This is a genomic window from Streptococcus cristatus, assembly GCF_003943535.1.
Taxonomy (GTDB): Bacteria; Bacillota; Bacilli; order Lactobacillales; family Streptococcaceae; genus Streptococcus; species Streptococcus cristatus_L.
Window position 1 is genome coordinate 14,426 of sequence record NZ_RJPU01000005.1, and the last position, 19,932, is coordinate 34,357.

A 19,932-nucleotide genomic window follows, 5' to 3' on the forward strand; every position below is an offset into this window, starting at 1 on the left:
CGTTTGGGTAGGAATTTTTTACTCTTTTTGTTCTTTCAGAAAAGCTTTGGCTTCCCTTATCCAGATTGGCAATTGCTTACCTAAGGGCGCAAATCCAATTTTACAACGATCATTTGAAAAGCGATGTCGTCTCGGTAAACGATGTTTTTCCTCCTCCAAGGTTCGCATCGATAAGCTGGCCTTACCAGAAAACTCATCGTAATCCACCACTTGCACGAGGACCTGATCCCCGATTTTTAAAATATCGTGAATATTGTCAATATAGCCCGTCCGAATCTCGGAAATATGAATGAGCCCGATCAGACCGCTTTCTAGTTCGACAAAGGCACCGTAGGGCTGAATCCCTGTAATTTTGCCCTTTAACTTATCTCCGATTTTCATTAGTCTATAACCTCAATCGTCTCAATGACAACATCCTCAAGTGGTTTATCCATTGAAGCTGTTTCAACCGCTGCAATTTTATCCAAAACTTCATAAGATGCCTCATCCACCAGTTGACCAAACACAGTATGTCGACGGTCCAAATGCGGTGTCCCGCCCTTGCTAGCATAAACTTCAGCGATCGGCTTCGGCCATCCTCCCCGAGTCAATTCCTTGGTTGAATAAGGAAGACTGCTATTTTGGACAATAAAGAACTGACTGCCATTGGTATTCGGTCCAGCATTCGCCATGGAAAGAGCCCCACGAATGTTATAAAGTTCCGGTGAAAACTCGTCTTCAAAGCGTTCGCCGTAGATGGACTCTCCGCCCATACCAGTACCTGTCGGATCGCCACCTTGAATCATAAAATCTTTGATAACTCGGTGGAAGATTACTCCGTCATAGTAGCCATCCTTTGATAAGGCGATAAAGTTGGCAACTGTTTTGGGCGCTTGCTCTGGGAAGAGTTGAATCTTCAGTTCACCATGATTTGTCTTGATCTTTGCCACTGGTCCTTCAAGCGCGTCAAGATGAAGCTGTGGGAAGGTCAATTCTTTCTCCACCATGCCCAATTGCTCCAAAGCATCAAAGATGCCGTCTTCTTCGACCGTTTTTGTGACAAAATCAGCCTTTTTCTGCAATTCCTCATGGGAAACTCCCATAGCAATGCTGAGCCCTGCATAGTCAAATAATTCTAAATCATTGAGTCCGTCGCCAAAAACTAAAACATTTTCTGGCTTGAAACCTAGGTGTTCCACGACCTTGGCAACGCCAGCTGCCTTTGAACCTTCTTTTAGTACGACATCCGATGAATGCTCATGCCAACGTACCATACGGAGAGACTTGGCCAAATCTTCTGGCAACTGCAAACTGTCACCTACATCCTCAAAAGTCCACATTTGATAGATTTCATGATCTTGATAAAAATCAGGATTGACAGCTAGATCTGGATAAATGATATCAATTGCTGACGAAATCATAGGATTGCGAACAGACAAAGCCGCTTCGTGACTACTTACCAAACCGTACTCAATTCCCACTTCCTTGGTCCAGGAAATGTAGGATTCCACGCATTCTTGCGGAATGACCGTTTTCGCAATGACTTCGCCCTTTCGATTTTCAACATAAGCCCCATTCAAGGTAACAAAAAAATCAGGATCCAAGGCACGAATTTCTGGAACGACTCCAAAAATGCCACGACCAGAAGCAATTCCTGTCAGAATTCCCTTTTCTCTCAGCTGCTTAAATACAACTTTGATCGATTCTGGGATGAAGCCCGTTTCCTTGACCCGCAAGGTATCATCGATATCAAAGAAAACAATCTTAATCTTTTTCGCCTTATATTTTAATTTTGCCTTCATATCTTCCTCTTTCAATTTAATCTTCTCTATTATATCATTAAAAGTCGTCTTGCGGAACAAGGTGATGCTGAAAAGCATAGACGACTGCCTGGGTCCGATCGCTCACTTCTAGCTTAGACAAAATATTGGACACATGCGTCTTGACCGTTTTCAAGGAAATAAAGAGCTCGTCAGCAATCCGCTGGTTTTCATAACCTTTGGCTAAAAGCCCCAAAATATCCCGCTCCCGCGCTGTCAAATCCTCGTGAAGCTCTATATGATTCCGATGGTATTCGACCTTCTTACTGACTTCTGTTTCAATGGCAAATTCACCCTTTGCAACCTTTCTGACGGCATGGAGAATTTCATCCGCACTAGAAGTCTTCAACATATAGCCACGAGCACCCGCATCCAAGACAGGATAGATTTTTTCATTGTCCAGATAGGACGTTAGAATCAAAATTTTTGCCTCTGGCCATTCTTTCAAGATAGCCAAAGTAGCATCAATGCCACTCATCTCTGGCATAACAATATCCATCATAATCACATCTGGACGGCTTTCCAAAGCCTTTTCGACACCTTCTCTACCATTGGTAGCCTCTGTCACTTCTTCAATATCGTCCTGTAATTCAAAAAAGCTTTTCAAGCCCAATCTGACCATTTGATGATCATCCACTAGTAATATTCTCATCCTTTTCCCCTTCTAACAATGGAACACTGATTTCAATAGAAACTCCTTTTTTGGGAGCCGTCAGAATCTTCAAGGTGCCAGCCATATCATGCACTCGATCTTCAATATTTTTCAAACCATAACTCATGTCAGCCAAGCTAGCTGGATCAAAACCGATTCCGTCATCAGAAACCTTGAGTTTGAGTCTATTTGGCGTCTGATAGAGATAGATGTCCAGACGACTGGCCTGAGCATGGCGCAAGGTATTATTGATGATTTCTTGGATAATCCTAAAAATATGCTCCTCTATCTGCTTGGGCAGGCTGACCACCTCATGCTTAAACTGGACAGTCAAGTCCGACTTATCTGTCAATTCTTTGATTAAGACACTCATGCCCTCTACCAAGGTCCGATTTTCCAATTCTGTCGGCCGTAAATGTAAGAGCAAGATCCGCAAGTCTTTTTGTGCCGTATCTAGAATGTCTGCAATTCCCTTTAACTGCTGCTGGAGATTGTCTTTATCCAGACGCTCCACGTTTCCAGCGACACCTGAGAGAATCATATTAGCAGCAAATAGCTCCTGACTGACCGTATCATGCAAATCGCGAGCAATCCGCCTGCGTTCTTTTTCAATAATCTTCTCTTCAGCCTGTAAAGCCTGATTCTCAGATTTCTGCAAATTTTCGGTTAGACTATCCAACTTTTCTTTCAAGTGGACGAAAGAATCATCTAATTCTGCCTGCCCGGTTTCTTGTATGCCCCTGCCTTCTAAAATAGCTTTTAAATTCTTTTGAACTTGAGAAAGGGACAGATGCTGAAGGAAGCGCGCAGCAGCGGCCAAGAAAATAGTTAGCGCTAAGCCCAGAACCAGAACAAAAAAGGCAAAGGACTGGAGTAGTTCCAGATTATTCAGCAGCTTTTGCCATTCTAAATTAAAAAGATTAAAAATGTAATGAAAGATAATTCCTAAAACAAAGAAGGTATAGAGAAAAATGACCAAATAACTTGTTTTTTTCACTTTCTAACAACCTCCACATTTCCTAAAAAGCTGACCAAAACAATTTTTACAGTTTTGCTGGCTCGCTTATAGTCAGGCGTTGTCAGAGAAATCGTTTCATTGCGCAGCTTGCGTGGCGGATGATTTAAAAAATTCAAGTCTCCGTATAAGGTATTGATCTGAAGCTGAATTTCCACATCCAAAGGAATGACGATCTTGGTATCCCCAAAGCCCTTGCGAATCACAATCACATTATCATGATTGACCACAATGACATCCTCTAAATGAATGGTATCCTTTCCCATCATTCTCAAAAGGTTGATATCATGAAACTGGCAGTCATCCTTTGAGAAATGCTGTAAATCTCTCAACCAACGATTTTTTTCAGCTCGAACTTCGGTCGCATCTTCAAAGAAAAGATGGGTCTCTTGATTTTCCTTGTACAGATAAGGATAGGCCACAATCATGCCGTAAATCAAGGCAAAGAGCACAGCGGCTATAACGTAAGGATTGAGCATGACAATGAAAAAGAAGACAATCATAGTCGCGACTAACAGCGAATTGCCTCTCTGCTTGCCGAAATAATAATATAAAAACAAGAGAAAGAGTAGCATGATGAGAACAACACGCGAAAAATCGGCAGCCAGCATGGTAACCAGCGCCATTGATAATAGAATCGCTTCAACAAAGATGAATAATTGAACTTTCCACATAGCTATTCCCTTCCTTACATCTCTATTGTAACAAAATTAAGCAAAAAAACCTCCGTCTGAGGCATGAAATGGAAAGATTATCCTATCTTTAGCAGCATCTCCTTTAGGTGCTAGACTTCTTTGCACTTTTCCTCTAAAAAGTAAAAAATCACTTCAAATGCTGTTTAAGCAAAACAAACATTTAAAGCAATTTTTTAGTTTATTTCTATTGTTCAGACAAGCTTAGAAATGGACTTGTGCTTCCAAGCCAAAATGGTCACTAACGACTGGACCACGTTGCCCATCAAAAACAACAGCAGATCTTTCAATATTGAAATCTTTACTTGTAAAGATATAATCAATTTTTAGAGCATCTTTGTTTCCTGCCCATCCAGCAATATCGCCTTCAACCGTCGCTGTACCAATCGTTTGGTCAGCCACCTTATGGCTGTCTTGGAGAGCAAGTGGACTTTGGATAATGTGCTGATAGCCTTCGTAATCAACGGGATTGTTAAAATCACCCATGAGAACTAGCGGAGTCTCAACTTGCAAGAGCTCAGATTCAAACTTAGCCCACTCTCCTTGGAAACCTTTATCCCACCAAGACAAGTGACAAGAAGCCACCGTGATGAGTTGACCATCAAGCTCTGTTTCTGCCAGTAAGACTTTACGCGTATGGTAGTCACTTGGATCATTGACATCAGACACCAAGAGTTCTCTTGCCTTCAGAGGCTTTCTGGACAGAATTGCAACCCCTTCATTGTAAATATCAAAACCAATATGGTTATAAGCCCAAGACCAGTAATAGTCCAGACCTGCCTCAGCTAGCTTTTCAACCAGACGTAGGGCATAGTGGTCCTGGTGAATCGGAATAGCGCCATCTACCGCATAATAGAAGGGAGCCTGAACAACCTGTTCAGACTCCACTAATTGATTGACTTCCTGCAGGCAAATGACATCATATTTTTCTTGAAGAATCCGCTCTGCTAGCTGCTTTAGCTTGCTTTCTTGCTCTTCTTCCATCCAACTATGAGTATTTAAAGTCAGGAATTTTGCCATGATTTCTCTTTTCTATCTTACAATTCTACTTTAGCCACAACTGTCTTAGGAGCGACTTTACCGAATTTCTCAACTGCTACTGATTTGATTGCTGGAGCATTTGTGAAGACAACGATAGTGGTTGTTTCACGACCCGCTTCTTTAATAGCCGCCAAATCTGCTGTTACCAATAGATCACCTGCAGCAACGGTTTGCCCTTCTGCTACATGTACTTCAAAAGGTTTGCCTTCAAGGCTAACAGTATCCAAACCGATATGAACAAGAACTTCAAGACCAGCTTCAGTCAAAAGACCAAGAGCATGTTTTGTAGGGAAGACACTTGTCACTTTACCAGCTACTGGAGAATAGATCTTGCCATTTGCTGGTTCAACCGCAAATCCGTCACCCATCATTTTTTGTGAGAAGACTGGATCCTTAACATCTTCCAACTTGACAACTTCACCATCAGCAACTGTTTCGATTGCTTCTGTCACACCTTTATAGCTAACTGCTGCAGCTGCAGACTCAGCTTTTTGACTTGGTAGAGTTTCAGGAATTACTTCTCCTGAATCCAACAAGTCTTGGATATCCGATTTAAGAACGTCAGCTTTTGGTCCGTAGATAGCTTGAACGCCTTGGCCTTTCATAACCAAGCCCATAGCGCCTTCAGCTTTCCACTGCTCTGCTGTTCCAACTTTTTCAGCATCTTTGACAGTTACACGCAGACGTGTCATACATGCATCTACATCAACGATATTAGCGCGACCACCTAGAAGATTGATAACATTAACGGCTTGAGAAGCTGCAGCAACTTTACCATTACCAGATTCTGATGAAGAAGCTTCATCTGAACCTTCTGCTGTTTCATAGTTACCGTTACGTCCTGGAGTTGCATAGTTGAATTTCTTGATCATGAAGTTAGAAATGAAGTACATGATCACTGCAAAGAGAACTGTAACCCAGATAAAGTTGATGACATCCATACCCAAACCAGCATTGATTGCCATTGGAGTACGAGTCAAGAATTCGATTGATCCGAATGAGTGTACACGAAGGTTAACGATGTCAGCCATTGCAAATGCGGCACCTTGTACAAAAGCATAGATGATATACAGCGGTGTTGCAACGAACATGAACATGTACTCGATTGGTTCAGTAACCCCTGTCAAGAAGGTTGCCAAAGCAGTCGCAATCATCATACCTTTGTATTTGTGTTTCTTGTCAGCATCTACATTGCGGTAAATAGCTGCGGCAACCCCCATAAGGATACCAAATGAACCGATCATTTGTCCAACTTTGAAGCGAGCTGGGTGGAATGTGTCAAGCAAATATTGGTACTTAGTAGGATCAGCTGTCTTAGTTCCAACTAAGTCAGTTGCCCAAGCCAACCAAAGTGGATCTTGTCCAAATACTTGAGTTCCTTTAGCAGCACCAGTCAATACTTCATAAGTTCCCCCAAGTTGTGTATAGTTCATTGGGATAGTCAACATGTGGTGCAAACCAAATGGAAGCAAGAGACGTTCTAAAGTACCATAGATGAATGGTGCTAGGATTGGTGCAGTATCTTGTGAATTTGCAATCCAAACACCGAAGTTGTTGATACCTGATTGAACAACTGGCCATACGAATGACAAAACAATTGCTACGATTGCTGAACGCAAGATAACAACGAATGGTACAAAACGCTTACCATTAAAGAATGACAAAGCATCTGGCAATTTACGGAAGTTGTAGTATTTGTTATAAGCTGTTGCTCCGACAAAACCAGCGATGATTCCGACGAAAACCCCCATATTCAAAGCAGGAGACTCAAGAACACTGATAAAGTAATCAGAAACCTTGATGCTTCCTCCTAAGAAAGTGTTAACCACTGCTTTAGAATCTTTCAGCATATCGCTTGATACACCAAACATAACCCCAGTAATACGGTTAATCAAAATGAAGGATAAACCTGCCGCAAAGGCACCACCAGCACGTTCTTTCGCCCAGCTACCTCCAATAGCAAGAGCAAAGAGGATATGCAGGTTACCGATAACCCCCCAACCAATTTGTTCTAAAACGCCACCAGTAGTCACTAGAAAACCTAGCTCAGGATTGATCATCGGAATTGACTTACCAATACTGATCATCAAACCTGCTGCGGGCATAACCGCAACAACCACCATCAAAGCTTTACCGAATTTTTGCCAAAATTCAAAGCTAAAAATGTTTTTGAATGAATCTTTCATCATCCAGACCTCCTTATATTTTCACAAACCACCCCTTGATGAAATCGTTTGCATTGAATAATACTATTATACCACTATTTTTAATTTTGTAAAGGCTTTTATAAAAATTATTTTGGGACTTTTTCCTATATTTAGTGGAATAATATATAGAATAAGGTGAAATTTTAGCATGCAAGCGATTGCGTATATTTCCATAAATTTACTGAAATAACAATAAAAAAAGCTGAGAAACATTCAATNCCATGTTTCTACAGCTTCTTTTTATTTATATTCTTTTTTATAGCGGTCAGCTTCTGCCTGATTAGCCCAGACATAGTGACCAGGACGGATCTCAACCATGCTAGGTTGATCCACTGAGTAGTCATGCTGCTCTGGATCGTAAACCTTTAAGACCTTTTTACGCTCCAAAATTGGGTCTGGAATTGGCACAGCAGATAAGAGTGACTGCGTATAAGGGTGGATAGGGTTGTTAAACAACTCTTCTGTCTCTGCCACTTCAACGATAACCCCTTTATAGATAACAGCGATTCGATCTGAAATGAAGCGAACTACCGATAGGTCGTGGGCGATAAAGAGATAGGTCAAGCCAAGTTCTTTTTGGAATTTTTTCAAAAGGTTCAAGACTTGCGCACGAACAGACACGTCCAAGGCAGAGATTGGCTCATCCGCAATAACGAAATCTGGCTCCATCACCAAGGCACGAGCAATCCCAATCCGCTGACGTTGACCACCAGAAAATTCGTGAGGATAGCGTGTCAAATGCTCAGCTAAAAGACCAACTTCACGAATGATATTCTTAACCTTTTGCTGACGGTCTTCTTCATTTTCAAAAAGATGATAGTTATAAAGACCTTCTGAAATGATATAGTCAACCGTCGCACGCTCATTTAAGCTGGCAGCTGGGTCTTGGAAAATCATCTGAATCTTACGGATCAATTCAGCTTCCTCAGCTTTAGATTGCTTCCCGTTGATCTTTTTACCTTCGTATAAAATCTCACCTGCACTAGTATCGTTCAAGCCGATGATAGCACGGCCGATGGTTGTCTTACCAGAACCAGATTCACCTACTAGGGAAAAAGTTTCTCCTTTATTGATAAAGAAATTCGCATTTTTTACAGCTACAAATTTCTTACTTCCTTCGCCGAAGGAAATTTCTAAATCTTTAATTTCAACTAATTTTTCAGTCATTTCCTTCCTCCTAAGCTTCTAAGTGATTGAAGCCCATTTTTGAACGAATTTTATCATGAAGGTTTTCGATAATAGCTGGCTTCTCAACCCTTGGTGCATCTTCGTGCAAGAGCCAGGTCTTAGCCCAGTGCGTATCGGAAACCTGAAAGGCAGGAGCTTTTTCTTCGAAATCGATAGCCATTGCATAGTCCGAACGAAGTGCAAAAGCATCCCCTTTAATGCTAGTATATAGCGACGGTGGTGTACCTGGAATCGAGTAAAGTTCACCATTTGCTTCAGCTAACTGCGGCAAGCTAGACAGCAGGCTCCATGTATATGGATGCTTTGGATCGTAGAAGATTTCTTCAACTGTTCCATATTCAACGATTTCGCCAGCATACATAACCGCCACTTTATCCGCAATACTTGCTACAACACCAAGGTCATGGGTGATAAAGACAGTCGTGAAATGGTATTCTGCCTGCAATGACTTGAGCAAGTCAATAATTTGGGCTTGAATCGTCACATCGAGGGCTGTTGTTGGCTCATCACAGATCAGAATATCTGGACGACAAGCCAAGGCGATCGCGATAACAATCCGTTGGCGCATCCCACCAGAATATTGGAAGGGATACTCTTCAAAACGTTTTTCAGCGTCTGGAATTCCAACTTTAGTCATGTAGTCGATTGCCATTTCTTTGGCTTCTTTGCTTGTTTTTCCTTGGTGTTTGACGATAACTTCGGTAATTTGACTTCCGATTGTATTAATCGGATCTAGGCTAGTCATCGGATCTTGGAAAATAGTCGCAATTTTAGCACCACGAATGGGTTCCCAATCCTTGTTGCTCTTTAGGGCAGTCAAATCGGTTCCTCTATAATCAATCGTTCCTTGCGCTACACGGCCATTTTCTTCCAACATTCCAGTAAATGTTTTTGTCAAAACAGATTTACCAGAGCCAGATTCTCCAACTAGAGCCAGAACTTCACCTTCAACTAGGTCAAGGGAAACGCCTCGAATGGCGGTCAATACTCTGTCACGAACGTCAAATTCCACGACAATATCGCGAGCAGTCAATATTACATTTTTATTTTTTGTCATATTTACTCCTATCTATGTGTCCGTGGATCACTTGCATCGGCTAAGTTTTGACCAACTACGAAGAAGGACAGGGATACCAAGATCAGGGTTGTCAATGGAATCCAGAAAAGGTAAGCGTTGGTTGTTACGTTTTGTGAATAGTCGGAAATCAAGCGTCCCAAACTTGGTACTGTTACAGGAAGACCAAGTCCAAAGAAGGATAGGAATGCCTCGTAAGAGATAAAGTTTGGAAGCATTTGAGAAGTTGTCGTCACGATAACAGATACCAACTGGGGCATGATATTCTTGGTCACAATCTTATATGTCGGTGTTCCCAAGGTACGCGATGCCAAGTTATACTCCAAATCACGGTAACGCATAATTTGAATACGGATCGTATACGCAATCCCTACCCAGCCAGTGATGGTCATGGCGAAGATCAAGTTCCAGAAACCAGCACCGATAGAGTAAGTCAAGACAATAACAATCAAGAGTGCTGGAATATTTGAAATAATGTTGTAGACTTCCATCATGACACGGTCAACCGCTTTGGAAATTCCCCAGATAGCACCAATAATGATTCCAATAATCAGGTTAATGAGTGTTGCAATAATGGAAATCAGGATAGAATTCCGAGCACCAAACCAAACACCGTCAAACAAAGATTTACCATTACTGTCTGTACCAAACCAGTGTTCAGCGTTTGGTTTGATATAACGCATACTAAAGTCATTTACCTTGCTGACATCATTGAAATCGAAATTTGAGAACATTGGATAAATGAAACTCATCAAAACGATGGCAACCAGAATTCCTAACATGATCGTCGTTGATTTCTTTTTCAAGAACTGGCGCATAACGGAGCGCCAGTATGAATAAGCCGGAGCATCAATCGTTTCAGAGGCAAAATCGTCACGTTTGACAAATTGGAATTTACTTTTATCAATTGTAGCCATTATTTACCTCCTTTAGATGTTAATTTAATACGTGGATCAAGCATTACCATCAAGATATCACCTACCAAGAGGGCAAAGATTGAAAGACAGGTGAAAATAAACACAAGGCCAACCACCATTGAGTTATTAGACGCCCTCACAGAGTCAATCAACATTTTACCCATACCAGGGAAGGCAAAGACTGTTTCTGTCAGAGTCGCACCTGCAATGACACCAACGATAGAAGCTGGAATATTAGTTACCAATGGTACCATGGCATTTTTGAAAATATGCTTGTTAGAAATTTCTTTCTCTGAAAGACCTTTAGCACGAGCGAAGCGGACAAAGTCTTGAGATTGCAAGTCGATCATAAAACGACGAATCCAAACTGCTGTCACAGGTGCGCTCAGAAGTCCAAGAATCAGAGATGGCAAAACATAGGAACGCCAGTCACCTGCTCCCAAAATTGGGAAGGAATCTGGAAGTCCAATAGCTGAACCAGCCAAACGAACAATATAAACAAGAGCGATGGTTGGCAATGACATCATAAAGGTCAAGGCACCTGTTGAAATACTATCAAACCAAGTATTTTTCAAGCGAGCCATATAAGAACCAAGCGGAACAGCAATCAAATAAGAAAGCGCCACACCAATCAGACCAATAATAGATGAGCTGACAATCATCGATGGGTTTTGATAGTTATTCTTGGTTGCAGTGTAAGCATCTCCCTTGCCATATTTAGCAATATCCTGCGAGTCTGCCTTGCTTGGAGTCTTGTAGGTACGAGAGTAAATATCTACAGCAGAAGTTTTCTTACCTGTTGGGAATTGAACTTCTGATGATTTTGTTTGACCTTGTCCTTGGGAAATAACTTGCAATACAGGCGTATTTGCATAAGTAGGGTAAGAATTTCCTAGGTTCAAACTAACAAAGTTTTGGTGAACAAATGGGAATTGGCCATTAAAATATAGAAGATATTTATGACGAGTACCAGAACCTACGACTGACCAACCAATGGCTGGGTCATTTTCGATACGGATGTAGCGCTTAAGATTTGGATTTTCCTCATCTTGAATCACATTTGGATGATCAATCTGAATCAGATTAGCATAGAACTCAAGTACACGCTCGTAAACTGGAACTTCACGAACAGCATAGAATTCTTTGCTTTCTTTGAATTGATACAATTTCCAACCTTTACCAAGTTTTTCAACATAGGCTTCGTAGATCTTTTTATTTTCATCGGTTGCCTCAGTAGTTACAGATTTATTTTCCTTCTTGGCTTTTTCCTGCAACTCTTTTGTATCATAATAGTCAATATAACCCATCCGCTCATAGACTGTATTTTCATAGTTTGTCTTTTTATCTTCGGTTGTGGCTATCTTATTGTAGTTCGGGTCTTGTTTGAAAATCAATCTTCTCGGAACCATTGTATAAATAATGGTATAGGTCAAGGTCGTTACCAAGAAAATCGACACAATTGAGCGTAAAATACGCATAAAAATGTATTTCTTCATTTATCGTTTCCTTTAAATTTCAAAAGAACTTTCTCTCGTTATTAGAGAAAGTTCTAGTGAACGATTTATTCTACATGACTTTCGAGATCTTTTTGTGCTTTCGCATTTGACTCTTCTTTTTCTTTCAGCCATTTCTTACGAGCTGCTTCGTAGTCTTTCTTCGTTACTACTTCATCTTTTACTTTAATACGTTTGAAGTAAGTAGAAGATGTCTTATTACCTGTTTGGGCATAAGAACCTGAGAATGGCTCGATACGTGAGATAAATGGTGCTGCACCAGGGTTTGCCATCAATGGGACAACAAGAGAGCTATCTGTCAACCAAGCCTGAGCTGCTGCATATTTTTCGTAACGAGTAACAACATCTGAAGTTTCTTTACCAGCTTCATCTACCAAGCGGTCATATTCATCTAGACCAACTTGCTTAGCGGCAGCATTGTCTGCTCCCTCAAAACCAAGGTAAGTCTTTGTAGTTTCAGTTGATGTAGTTTTCAAAATATCCAAATAAGTTGATGGATCTTGATAGTCAGGGTTCCAACCAACAGCTGTTGAGATATCCCAGTCTTCGCCAGCAGCATTTGGTGCATAGTAAGTAATGTTGTAAAGATCATCTTCTGACATTTGTTGAATATCTACAACAACATTCTCAGTTCCCAAAGTCTTTTCAACAGATTGCTTAAGCGATTGCGCGCGGTTAACCATTGGCTTAGCAGTCTGAGCAACTGGGAGATCCAGATGGATTGGGAATTCTACTCCGTCAGCTTGTAGAGCCGCTTTTGCTTTGGCAAACTCTGCTTTTGCTTTCTCAGCATTAAAGAGGCCATCTTGACCGTCCTCAAGTTTAACACCTTTCCATTCGTCACCCAATGCAGCAACTTTCTCTTCTACAACGTCACCAAAAGATTTATCAGCGGCTTGAACAAAAGTTGGTGGTACATAAGTATTACGGACAGCGTAAGGAGCACCCTCTTTACCATTGATCTGTGCTGAGTATGATGTGCGGTCGATAGCAAAGTTCAAGGCTTGACGGAAGTCTTTGTTAAGGATCGCTTTCTTAGTAGCAGACTTCTGAGCATCTGTTGTTTTGCTTGTATGGTTGTAACTTTGACGATCAATATTGACACCCATAACAGCTACACCAGCACTTGGCGGTGTGAAAAAGATATTATCCTTGAAGTCTTTTTCTACTCCAGCATAGTTTGAGCTTGTAGGGTAGAGACGAGCTACTGTGTAGGCACCGTCTTTAAAGTTACGAGCAAGGGCATCTTGGTCTTGTCCATCAAAGTAAGACAACTTGATAGTATCGACATGAACATTTTCCTTATCCCAGTAGTTTTCATTCTTTTGATACTCAACAGCAGACTTAGCAGTGATAGACTTCATCAAGAATGGTCCATTATAAAGGATAGAAGATGGGTCAGTAGATTGACCAAATTTGTCCCCTTGTTTTTTAAGGAATTCGGCATTAACTGGCCAAAGAACTTGTGAAGTTGTCTTTGAATTCCACTGTGGTTCAGGTTGGTTCAAAGTATATTGGAGAGTGTGGTCGTCAACTGCCTTAACTCCAACAGTAGAGAAGTCAGGTGTTTTACCATTTACGTAGTCATCCAAGCCTTTTACAGAATGTTGAACAAGATAAAGGGCTTCAGATTTCTTATCAGCAGCATGCTTGAGGCCAGTCACAAAGTCCTGAGCTGTCACATCACCGTATTCTTCACCTTCTGAAGTGTACCATTTAGCGTCTTTACGGATTTTATAGGTATAAGTCAAACCATCTTTAGAAACAGTCCAAGACTCTGCAATAGACGGTACAAAATTACCATATTGGTCATTTTCCAACAAACCGTCTACACCGTTTGTCACGAGGTCAGCTGTTGAAGCCTTACCAGATGTCACATAGTCCAATGTTTCTGGTTCAGCAGTATAGACATAATTATAAGCTTTTGCTGCGCTATTTCCTTTTGATGAACCAGAACAAGCAGCTAAAACGCCTACTGAAAGAAGGCTAACTCCAGCTAAAGCTAATACTTTGCTTTTTTTCATACGAATTCTCCAATTTTGTTTTTTAGGTTTACTTAGGATTATAGCACAAGAAAGGAAAAAAGTAAACTAAATTTTCTGAATATTATGGTAGCCATGCAATGACTCTACTACTCGTGTTCATTTTCCACTGCTATCCTAAGAAAAACTTAGCAAGTCTAAAGACTTATTTAATAGAAGGGTAGTATAGTCCGGATCATCCTTGAGTTCTTTTATGGAACTTTGAACCAACTCCAAATCATCTGTAATCATCCCATCCACTCCTAAGCGAAAGGATTTGACGATACTATCCTCATCATTAATGGTCCAGTCATAGAGACGTTTGTCGGATTGCCAGAGTTTATTGACAAAATTTTCATCCAAGGTTGAATACTCCATGGTATAGCCAGAAGCCTTGGTTCGTGGAAAGATTGTATTATAAGGCAAGATAAAGAAGCTGGGGATAGAGGAGTCATATTTGATAACCTGATCGATGACTTGGTAGTCCAAAGACTGAATCTGGTGTTGATAAACCTTGATTTTGGCACCATACTTGCTCAAGAATCGCTCCATCATATCCTTGGAGTCTTTCTTGCTGGTCTTGATTTCTATCAAGAGGCGCTGGCCGAGTTGATTGGCACGAGTAAAGTAATCGTCAAAACTAGAAATCTTAGCTCGATAGCCATTTTCTGATATCTCTAGCGAAGTTAGTTCGGCCAAGGTTAAGTCTTGAGGTTGGGCATCCAGACCTGCCAACTGCTTCAGGTTTGCATCATGCATCATAACGAACTGTCCATCCTTGGTTTCCTGCACATCCATTTCTACCAAGTCAGGTTTGAGCAAGGCTGTTTTTTCCAGCGCTTCTACGGTATTTTGGATTCCATTTTCCCTTGAAACCCCTCTATGGGAAATCGTAATCGGAATGTTCTCCAAAGGGAAATTTAGATAGACATAACCTTCTAATGAAAAGCTTAAGCTAGCAATAGTCAGAACAAACCAACGCATTAGAGACAGGCCTCTTTTCGGTGGATAGTCATTTAAGGTACGATCTGTCAGGAAGGAGACAAATTTGAGAAGGAAATAGGACAACATAGCATAGTAGGCAAACTTAATCAGGACAAAAGCTGCGATACCGCTAAAGAGGACAACCTCATTTGGTTGAGTGTTCGCGTATCGCTGTCCTAGTATAGCTGGAGCTGAGAGAAAAGTATAAAGCAGAAAGCTTTTGATAATAATCCAAAAAAGATGCCTAGTGTAAAAGAAAAGTCGGTTCTTGGTCTTGGCCAGACTAAAGCGAATTGCCTGAGGAACTGTGGCATGTTCAAAAAAGAGCTGTGGTAGGGCAAACATTAGTCGTACTGCCACTAGAAGCATGCCGACCACAAGAAGTCCCATGAAAACAGCGAGCACAATATTATTTGCCAAATAGGTGACAATAAAATCTGGAACCAAAATTTTATTGAGATAATAGATTTTCAAAATTTGGCGCAAGAAGGGAAAAAGAAAACCCATATAAAGTACGATAAAGAGCATCTTCCCTGGGCCAGCCTTCTTGACAATAGCAAAACTATCCCTGAATGTTTTTCCAAGAAAAGCGAATACTGGTCGATTTTCTTTATCCAAAAGGTTGCGAATCCCCATGAAAATCATGCCGCTCTGGAAATAGGCGACAAAGAGATTGACCACAACGAGGACTAGAAAACCTAGACCAACCAGCCAATTAGAGCTGAGGACTGCCCAGACATTGTTGTAAGACAAAAAGAGATAGCCTGTCTGTTTGAGCAGGTATTCTGCTGCGTAGGAATTAAAGGGAATCCATGCATACTCCATCATCATAAAGACCATGAAAAAGAGGACTAGGATCTTGTCTAAATTATGATAAAAGCGCTTAAAGCTAAGTTTTTCTGGTTTCATCTTATTTTCTTCTTTCAGAAATTTGGGCGAAACAGGGGCTGTCAAGTTACAGTTGCTACAGTGAGTCCGCTCCTGTTATTGCCATCTTGGCACCACCCCTTCTTTGACAAATAGAGAGTGGGACAGAAATCGGTAATTCGTTAGAATTCGATTTCGTCGTCCCACCTCCGCACAGTTGAGTAGGGCTGTAAAAGCTGATGTAATCAGCGTAGTAGAGCCCACTCAACCACTGCGTCTTGCTCGACAATCCAAAGACAATTGAGAGGCTAGGAATTTTGTCCCAGCCTCTTCTTTCTTATTTACCAAATAAACGGGCGAAAAATCCTTTGTTTTCCTGCTTTTGTACCTTCTCCTTGGCTTCATCCAGCTCCAAAAGGAGAGTCTCCCGCTCGCTCATAGCCTTGGCTGTCAATTGCTGCTGCTGGTCTAGCTGCTTATCTTTTTCAGCAATCTGCACGTCCTTGACACGGAGTTGTTCGTCTTTCTTAGCCAGCTGGTTATCTTTAGCCTTGAGTTGCTCATAAAGACGCAAAATCTCGGCATTTTTTTCATCCACTAAGATTTCCATTAACTCGCGCTGCTTGACTTCTTCGCTGACTGGCTCATCTTCAAAAATGGTCTTTTTATAAATTTCTTCTAGCTTAATCAGGCCACTGCGGGTCACGACTGTGACCCCTTTTTCATTTTTTTCTGTATCTTCTGGCGGCAAGGCCTTGACACGATTATTGATTGCCTGACGGCTGACTCCTAAAATCTCGGCCAGCTCGCTGACTGTCTTTTCAATTGCCATAATTTCCTCTGAAACTTTTTCTAGATATAGTTACCTAAATCTTATCATATCAAGGCTTAACTGTCAAATAGAGCAAGAAAGTGAAGCAATATATTGCTCCACTTTCCTAACTTTCTATAGTTCAACTTGAAAAATTTCCAAGCTCTGCATTTCTTCTTTAGTCAAGCGTCGCCATTGCCCCAGTTCCAGATTTGGATCTAGCTGCAGAGGTCCCATAGACAAACGCTGAAGGTCGGTGACTTCCTTCCCACAAGCTAAAACCATCCGCTTCACCTGATGAAACTTACCTTCTGAAAGGGTGATACGGACCAGACTGGTCTTCGCTCCTTCATCTCTTTCGAGAATTTCGAGCTGAGCAGGCTGACAAGTGAAATCTTTGAGTTCGATTCCTTGAGCAAAACGATCAACATCTGCCTGATCGATCAGACCAGCAACCTGAGCTTGATAAACCTTATCCACATGGCGCTTGGGAGACAGCATAGCGTGCGATAGCTGACCATTATTGGTTAAAAGTAGAAGCCCATGCGTATCCACATCTAACCGCCCCACAGGAAAGACTTCTTTTTGACGGGCAGTATCGTCCAACAAATCTAAGACGGTTTTATGTCGGTCATCTTCAGTTGCGGAAATGACACCCTTTGGTTTGTTCAAGAGATAGTAGACAAATTTCTCATAAACCAAGGTCTGACCATCCACCACAATCTGATCCGACCGCTCATCAATCTGTGCCTTGGCCGACGTGACCGCTGCTCCATTGACCCAGACTTGACCTTTTTTCAATAGTTGCTTGACTTGACTACGTGAGCCAAGTCCACTTTCCACTAAAAATTTATCCAGACGCATACTCTTCTCCTAAGCAGACTTTTTCTTGAGAATTCCGAATGCCAGCACTGCCATTAAAACCATCAGACTTCCCAAAACGCCAAAAATAAGGGAAGCTTGGCTTGAAAATTGACTAATCAAAGACAAGAAAAAGGTTGTAGCAGTCGCTCCAGCACTGCAGCCTAAAATCACAATCGAGGTTGCTTGATTCAAGGATTTGCTAGGGATTCTCTCAGAAAGAATATGGAAAATCGCTGTCAGACTGACACTATAAACAAAGCCAGAAGCGATGGTAACCACACTCAAGAGCAAGAGATTTGGTGCCAAACCAATCATGATCGCAGTAAGACCAAAGACCACTCCTGCAACTGTCAATAGATTTTCCTTGAAATAATGAAGAAGAGGGGCAAAGGACAAGCCTGCGGCAATACCAATCAACTGCATGCTTGAAAGAATCAAGCCTGCTGTCTGAACACTGCCCATACCAGACTTTTCAACCAGGCCGGGCACGCGCACATTGATGACCACATTCGTCAAGACAATCACCGCTGCTACTAGGGCTAGGCCGATTGTCAAAAACCACTGTGCAGCTGTCAGACCCTTTCCTTCCTGATGAGCCTCATGATGCTTCTCCTCCTTGCCATAGGGAACAAAGAGCAGGTAGAGGGCTAGAACGATCAACCCCGACGCATAGACCAAAAAAGAAATTTCCCAGCCAAAGCGAAGCAACTGGCTCACTCCAAGCGTCAGGAGTGCTGTCCCGACAACCTCAGCCGATCCACGTAGACCGAGGGTCTGAATCCGTTCCTTGCCCTCATAACGCTCGCTGATAATCGAGATAGCTTTAGCATTGAGCAAACCAACCCCCATACCAAAGATCAGGCGAGAGGCAAAAATCACCCAGTAGGTCTTATTCACGAGAGGAACAAAGCCGCAAAGAGAGAAAATCAAGAGCCCCGTCACAATCATCCTTCGTTCCGATAAATATTTCTCCACCAAACCATTTAAGATTAGCATGAGCATAATCCCAGCCGATGGGAGAGAAACCAACAATTCAATCCAACTTTCTGGCAAATCTTTATAATAAGCAAACATAGCGGATTGGGCACTGGAAATCGAAAAGGAGGTCGTCAACACCAAAGAAAGTGAGAGAATACTCACTTTTTCCATAAACTTTTTCATTCTATTTTCCTTTAAAAATCACACTCATTCTATCATACAGCTTTTTAGAAAAAGACGCAATCATCTTTTCTTAAAAATTCAGCCATTAAAAAGAGTATTCTTTCGAAAAATTTCTCCTCTGACAAAAGGACAAGCCCTTTCTTTATTTCTGGCGGGATTTGTGTTATGATGAAAGAAAGAAAAAGGAGAGAATCATGTCTGTTAGTGAAAAAAAATCGGTTATGGATAAATTAACCAAAGCAGCTCATTTGATTGATATGAGCGACATTATCCGTGAGGGGAATCCTACCTTGCGTGCAGTGGCTGAAGAGGTCAGCTTTCCCCTATCTGATCAGGAAATCATTTTAGGTGAGAAAATGATGCAGTTTTTGAAACATTCTCAAGATCCTGTCATGGCTGAAAAAATGGGGCTCCGTGGCGGAGTTGGTCTAGCAGCGCCTCAGCTGGATATTTCTAAGCGGATTATCGCTGTGCTGGTGCCAAATCTGGAGGACGAAGAAGGAAATCCGCCTAAAGAAGCCTACTCACTGGCTCAGGTCATGTACAACCCTAAAGTTGTTGCCCACTCTGTGCAAGATGCTGCTCTAGCTGATGGAGAAGGCTGCCTGTCGGTTGACCGAGAGGTGCCAGGCTATGTTGTGCGTCATGCACGAGTGACCGTGGATTACTTTGACAAGGACGGTCAAAAACACCGCATCAAACTCAAAGGCTACAATTCTATCGTGGTTCAACACGAGATCGACCACATCAACGGCATCATGTTTTACGATCGTATCAATGAAAAAGATCCATTCGCAGTGAAAGACGGCATGCTGGTACTGGAATAAACGACCATATATTGCAATCAAAAATACCTAGACGTTTTCACGTCTAGGTATTTCTTTTACACTATTCTAAGTACCTCGATCCCAGAAAAGAGCCAAAAGGATCACAGCGCCCAAGACTGAGGGAAGAATAGCTGTGTCCGCTAACATCGGTCCCCAGTGGCCGAAAAGCAATTGCCCAAGCCATGAACCAAACCAGCCCAAGAGGATTTTTCCGATACAGCCCATACGTTCCCCGCGGCTGGTGATAGCCCCAGCCATGAGACCAATAATAAAACCGACAAACATACTACCAATCAT

18 protein-coding genes are annotated in these 19,932 nt (G+C 41.8%); 1 reads left to right on the plus strand and 17 read right to left on the minus strand.

The genetic code is table 11. The features are described 5' to 3' along the window. Positions 1–18 precede the first annotated feature (18 nt). The 16 genes from D8790_RS07465 to D8790_RS07540 all read right to left on the minus strand — a co-directional run bounded on the left by D8790_RS07465 (position 19) and on the right by D8790_RS07540 (position 18,808). Positions 19–381 carry a S1 RNA-binding domain-containing protein gene (locus tag D8790_RS07465; RefSeq protein WP_005591890.1) on the minus strand — a complete coding sequence of 121 codons (363 nt, stop codon included), beginning with the start codon at positions 379–381 and terminating at the stop codon, positions 19–21. Next, positions 381–1,781 (minus strand): bifunctional Cof-type HAD-IIB family hydrolase/peptidylprolyl isomerase, encoded by a 1,401-nt coding sequence (locus D8790_RS07470; RefSeq protein WP_125388157.1) that lies wholly within the window; start codon positions 1,779–1,781, stop codon positions 381–383. Before D8790_RS07470 ends, D8790_RS07465 begins: the two co-directional genes overlap by 1 nt. 37 nt (positions 1,782–1,818) lie before the next feature. Next, positions 1,819–2,451 carry a response regulator transcription factor gene (locus tag D8790_RS07475; RefSeq protein ID WP_045500904.1) on the minus strand — a complete coding sequence of 211 codons (633 nt, stop codon included), beginning with the start codon at positions 2,449–2,451 and terminating at the stop codon, positions 1,819–1,821. Continuing rightward, the gene (locus D8790_RS07480) at positions 2,429–3,448 is read right to left on the minus strand and encodes an envelope stress sensor histidine kinase LiaS (protein ID WP_125388158.1); all 1,020 of its coding nucleotides are present in this window, start codon (positions 3,446–3,448) and stop codon (positions 2,429–2,431) included. Before D8790_RS07480 ends, D8790_RS07475 begins: the two co-directional genes overlap by 23 nt. Further along, positions 3,445–4,140, minus strand: a complete 696-nt coding sequence (gene liaF, locus D8790_RS07485; RefSeq protein ID WP_125388159.1) for a cell wall-active antibiotics response protein LiaF — start codon at positions 4,138–4,140, stop codon at positions 3,445–3,447. Before liaF ends, D8790_RS07480 begins: the two co-directional genes overlap by 4 nt. Before the next feature lie 222 nt (positions 4,141–4,362). Then, positions 4,363–5,178 carry an endonuclease/exonuclease/phosphatase family protein gene (locus D8790_RS07490; RefSeq protein ID WP_125388160.1) on the minus strand — a complete coding sequence of 272 codons (816 nt, stop codon included), beginning with the start codon at positions 5,176–5,178 and terminating at the stop codon, positions 4,363–4,365. Between the two features lie 17 nt (positions 5,179–5,195). Continuing rightward, a complete protein-coding gene (locus D8790_RS07495) occupies positions 5,196–7,388 on the minus strand; it encodes a PTS transporter subunit IIBC (protein ID WP_125388161.1) in 2,193 nt (730 codons plus the stop codon). A 258-nt stretch (positions 7,389–7,646) separates the two neighbouring features. After that, a complete protein-coding gene (locus D8790_RS07500) occupies positions 7,647–8,573 on the minus strand; it encodes an ATP-binding cassette domain-containing protein (protein ID WP_125388162.1) in 927 nt (308 codons plus the stop codon). A gap of 10 nt (positions 8,574–8,583) precedes the next feature. Next, entirely contained in the window at positions 8,584–9,651 is a 1,068-nt protein-coding gene (locus D8790_RS07505; protein WP_125388163.1) for an ABC transporter ATP-binding protein, read from the minus strand. A gap of 8 nt (positions 9,652–9,659) precedes the next feature. After that, positions 9,660–10,586, minus strand: coding sequence for an oligopeptide ABC transporter permease OppC (gene oppC / locus D8790_RS07510; protein ID WP_005591880.1), 927 nt, complete (start codon positions 10,584–10,586; stop codon positions 9,660–9,662). Then, positions 10,586–12,082 (minus strand): ABC transporter permease, encoded by a 1,497-nt coding sequence (locus D8790_RS07515; protein WP_125388164.1) that lies wholly within the window; start codon positions 12,080–12,082, stop codon positions 10,586–10,588. The genes oppC and D8790_RS07515 overlap by 1 nt, the downstream gene beginning before the upstream one ends. A gap of 65 nt (positions 12,083–12,147) precedes the next feature. Further along, on the minus strand, positions 12,148–14,124 hold the full coding sequence (locus tag D8790_RS07520) for a peptide ABC transporter substrate-binding protein (RefSeq protein ID WP_125388165.1): 1,977 nt from the start codon (positions 14,122–14,124) through the stop codon (positions 12,148–12,150). A gap of 135 nt (positions 14,125–14,259) precedes the next feature. Next, positions 14,260–16,014: a glycerophosphodiester phosphodiesterase gene (locus tag D8790_RS07525; RefSeq protein WP_125388166.1), complete on the minus strand. Its 1,755-nt coding sequence runs from the start codon at positions 16,012–16,014 to the stop codon at positions 14,260–14,262. Positions 16,015–16,309: 295 nt separating this feature from the next. Then, complete coding sequence (locus D8790_RS07530; RefSeq protein WP_005591876.1) at positions 16,310–16,804, minus strand: DUF536 domain-containing protein; 495 nt, start codon at positions 16,802–16,804, stop codon at positions 16,310–16,312. 114 nt (positions 16,805–16,918) lie between these two features. Beyond that, positions 16,919–17,647, minus strand: a complete 729-nt coding sequence (locus tag D8790_RS07535) for a pseudouridine synthase (RefSeq protein ID WP_125388167.1) — start codon at positions 17,645–17,647, stop codon at positions 16,919–16,921. Positions 17,648–17,656: 9 nt separating this feature from the next. Then, the gene (locus D8790_RS07540; protein ID WP_125388168.1) at positions 17,657–18,808 is read right to left on the minus strand and encodes an MFS transporter; all 1,152 of its coding nucleotides are present in this window, start codon (positions 18,806–18,808) and stop codon (positions 17,657–17,659) included. Between the two features lie 194 nt (positions 18,809–19,002). Here D8790_RS07540 and def point away from each other — a divergent pair, with 194 nt between their 5' ends. Then, complete coding sequence (def, locus tag D8790_RS07545; RefSeq protein WP_005591873.1) at positions 19,003–19,635, plus strand: peptide deformylase; 633 nt, start codon at positions 19,003–19,005, stop codon at positions 19,633–19,635. A gap of 66 nt (positions 19,636–19,701) precedes the next feature. On the opposite strand, the gene D8790_RS07550 is transcribed toward def, so the two are convergent. Continuing rightward, a complete protein-coding gene (locus D8790_RS07550; RefSeq protein ID WP_005591872.1) occupies positions 19,702–19,932 on the minus strand; it encodes a GlsB/YeaQ/YmgE family stress response membrane protein in 231 nt (76 codons plus the stop codon).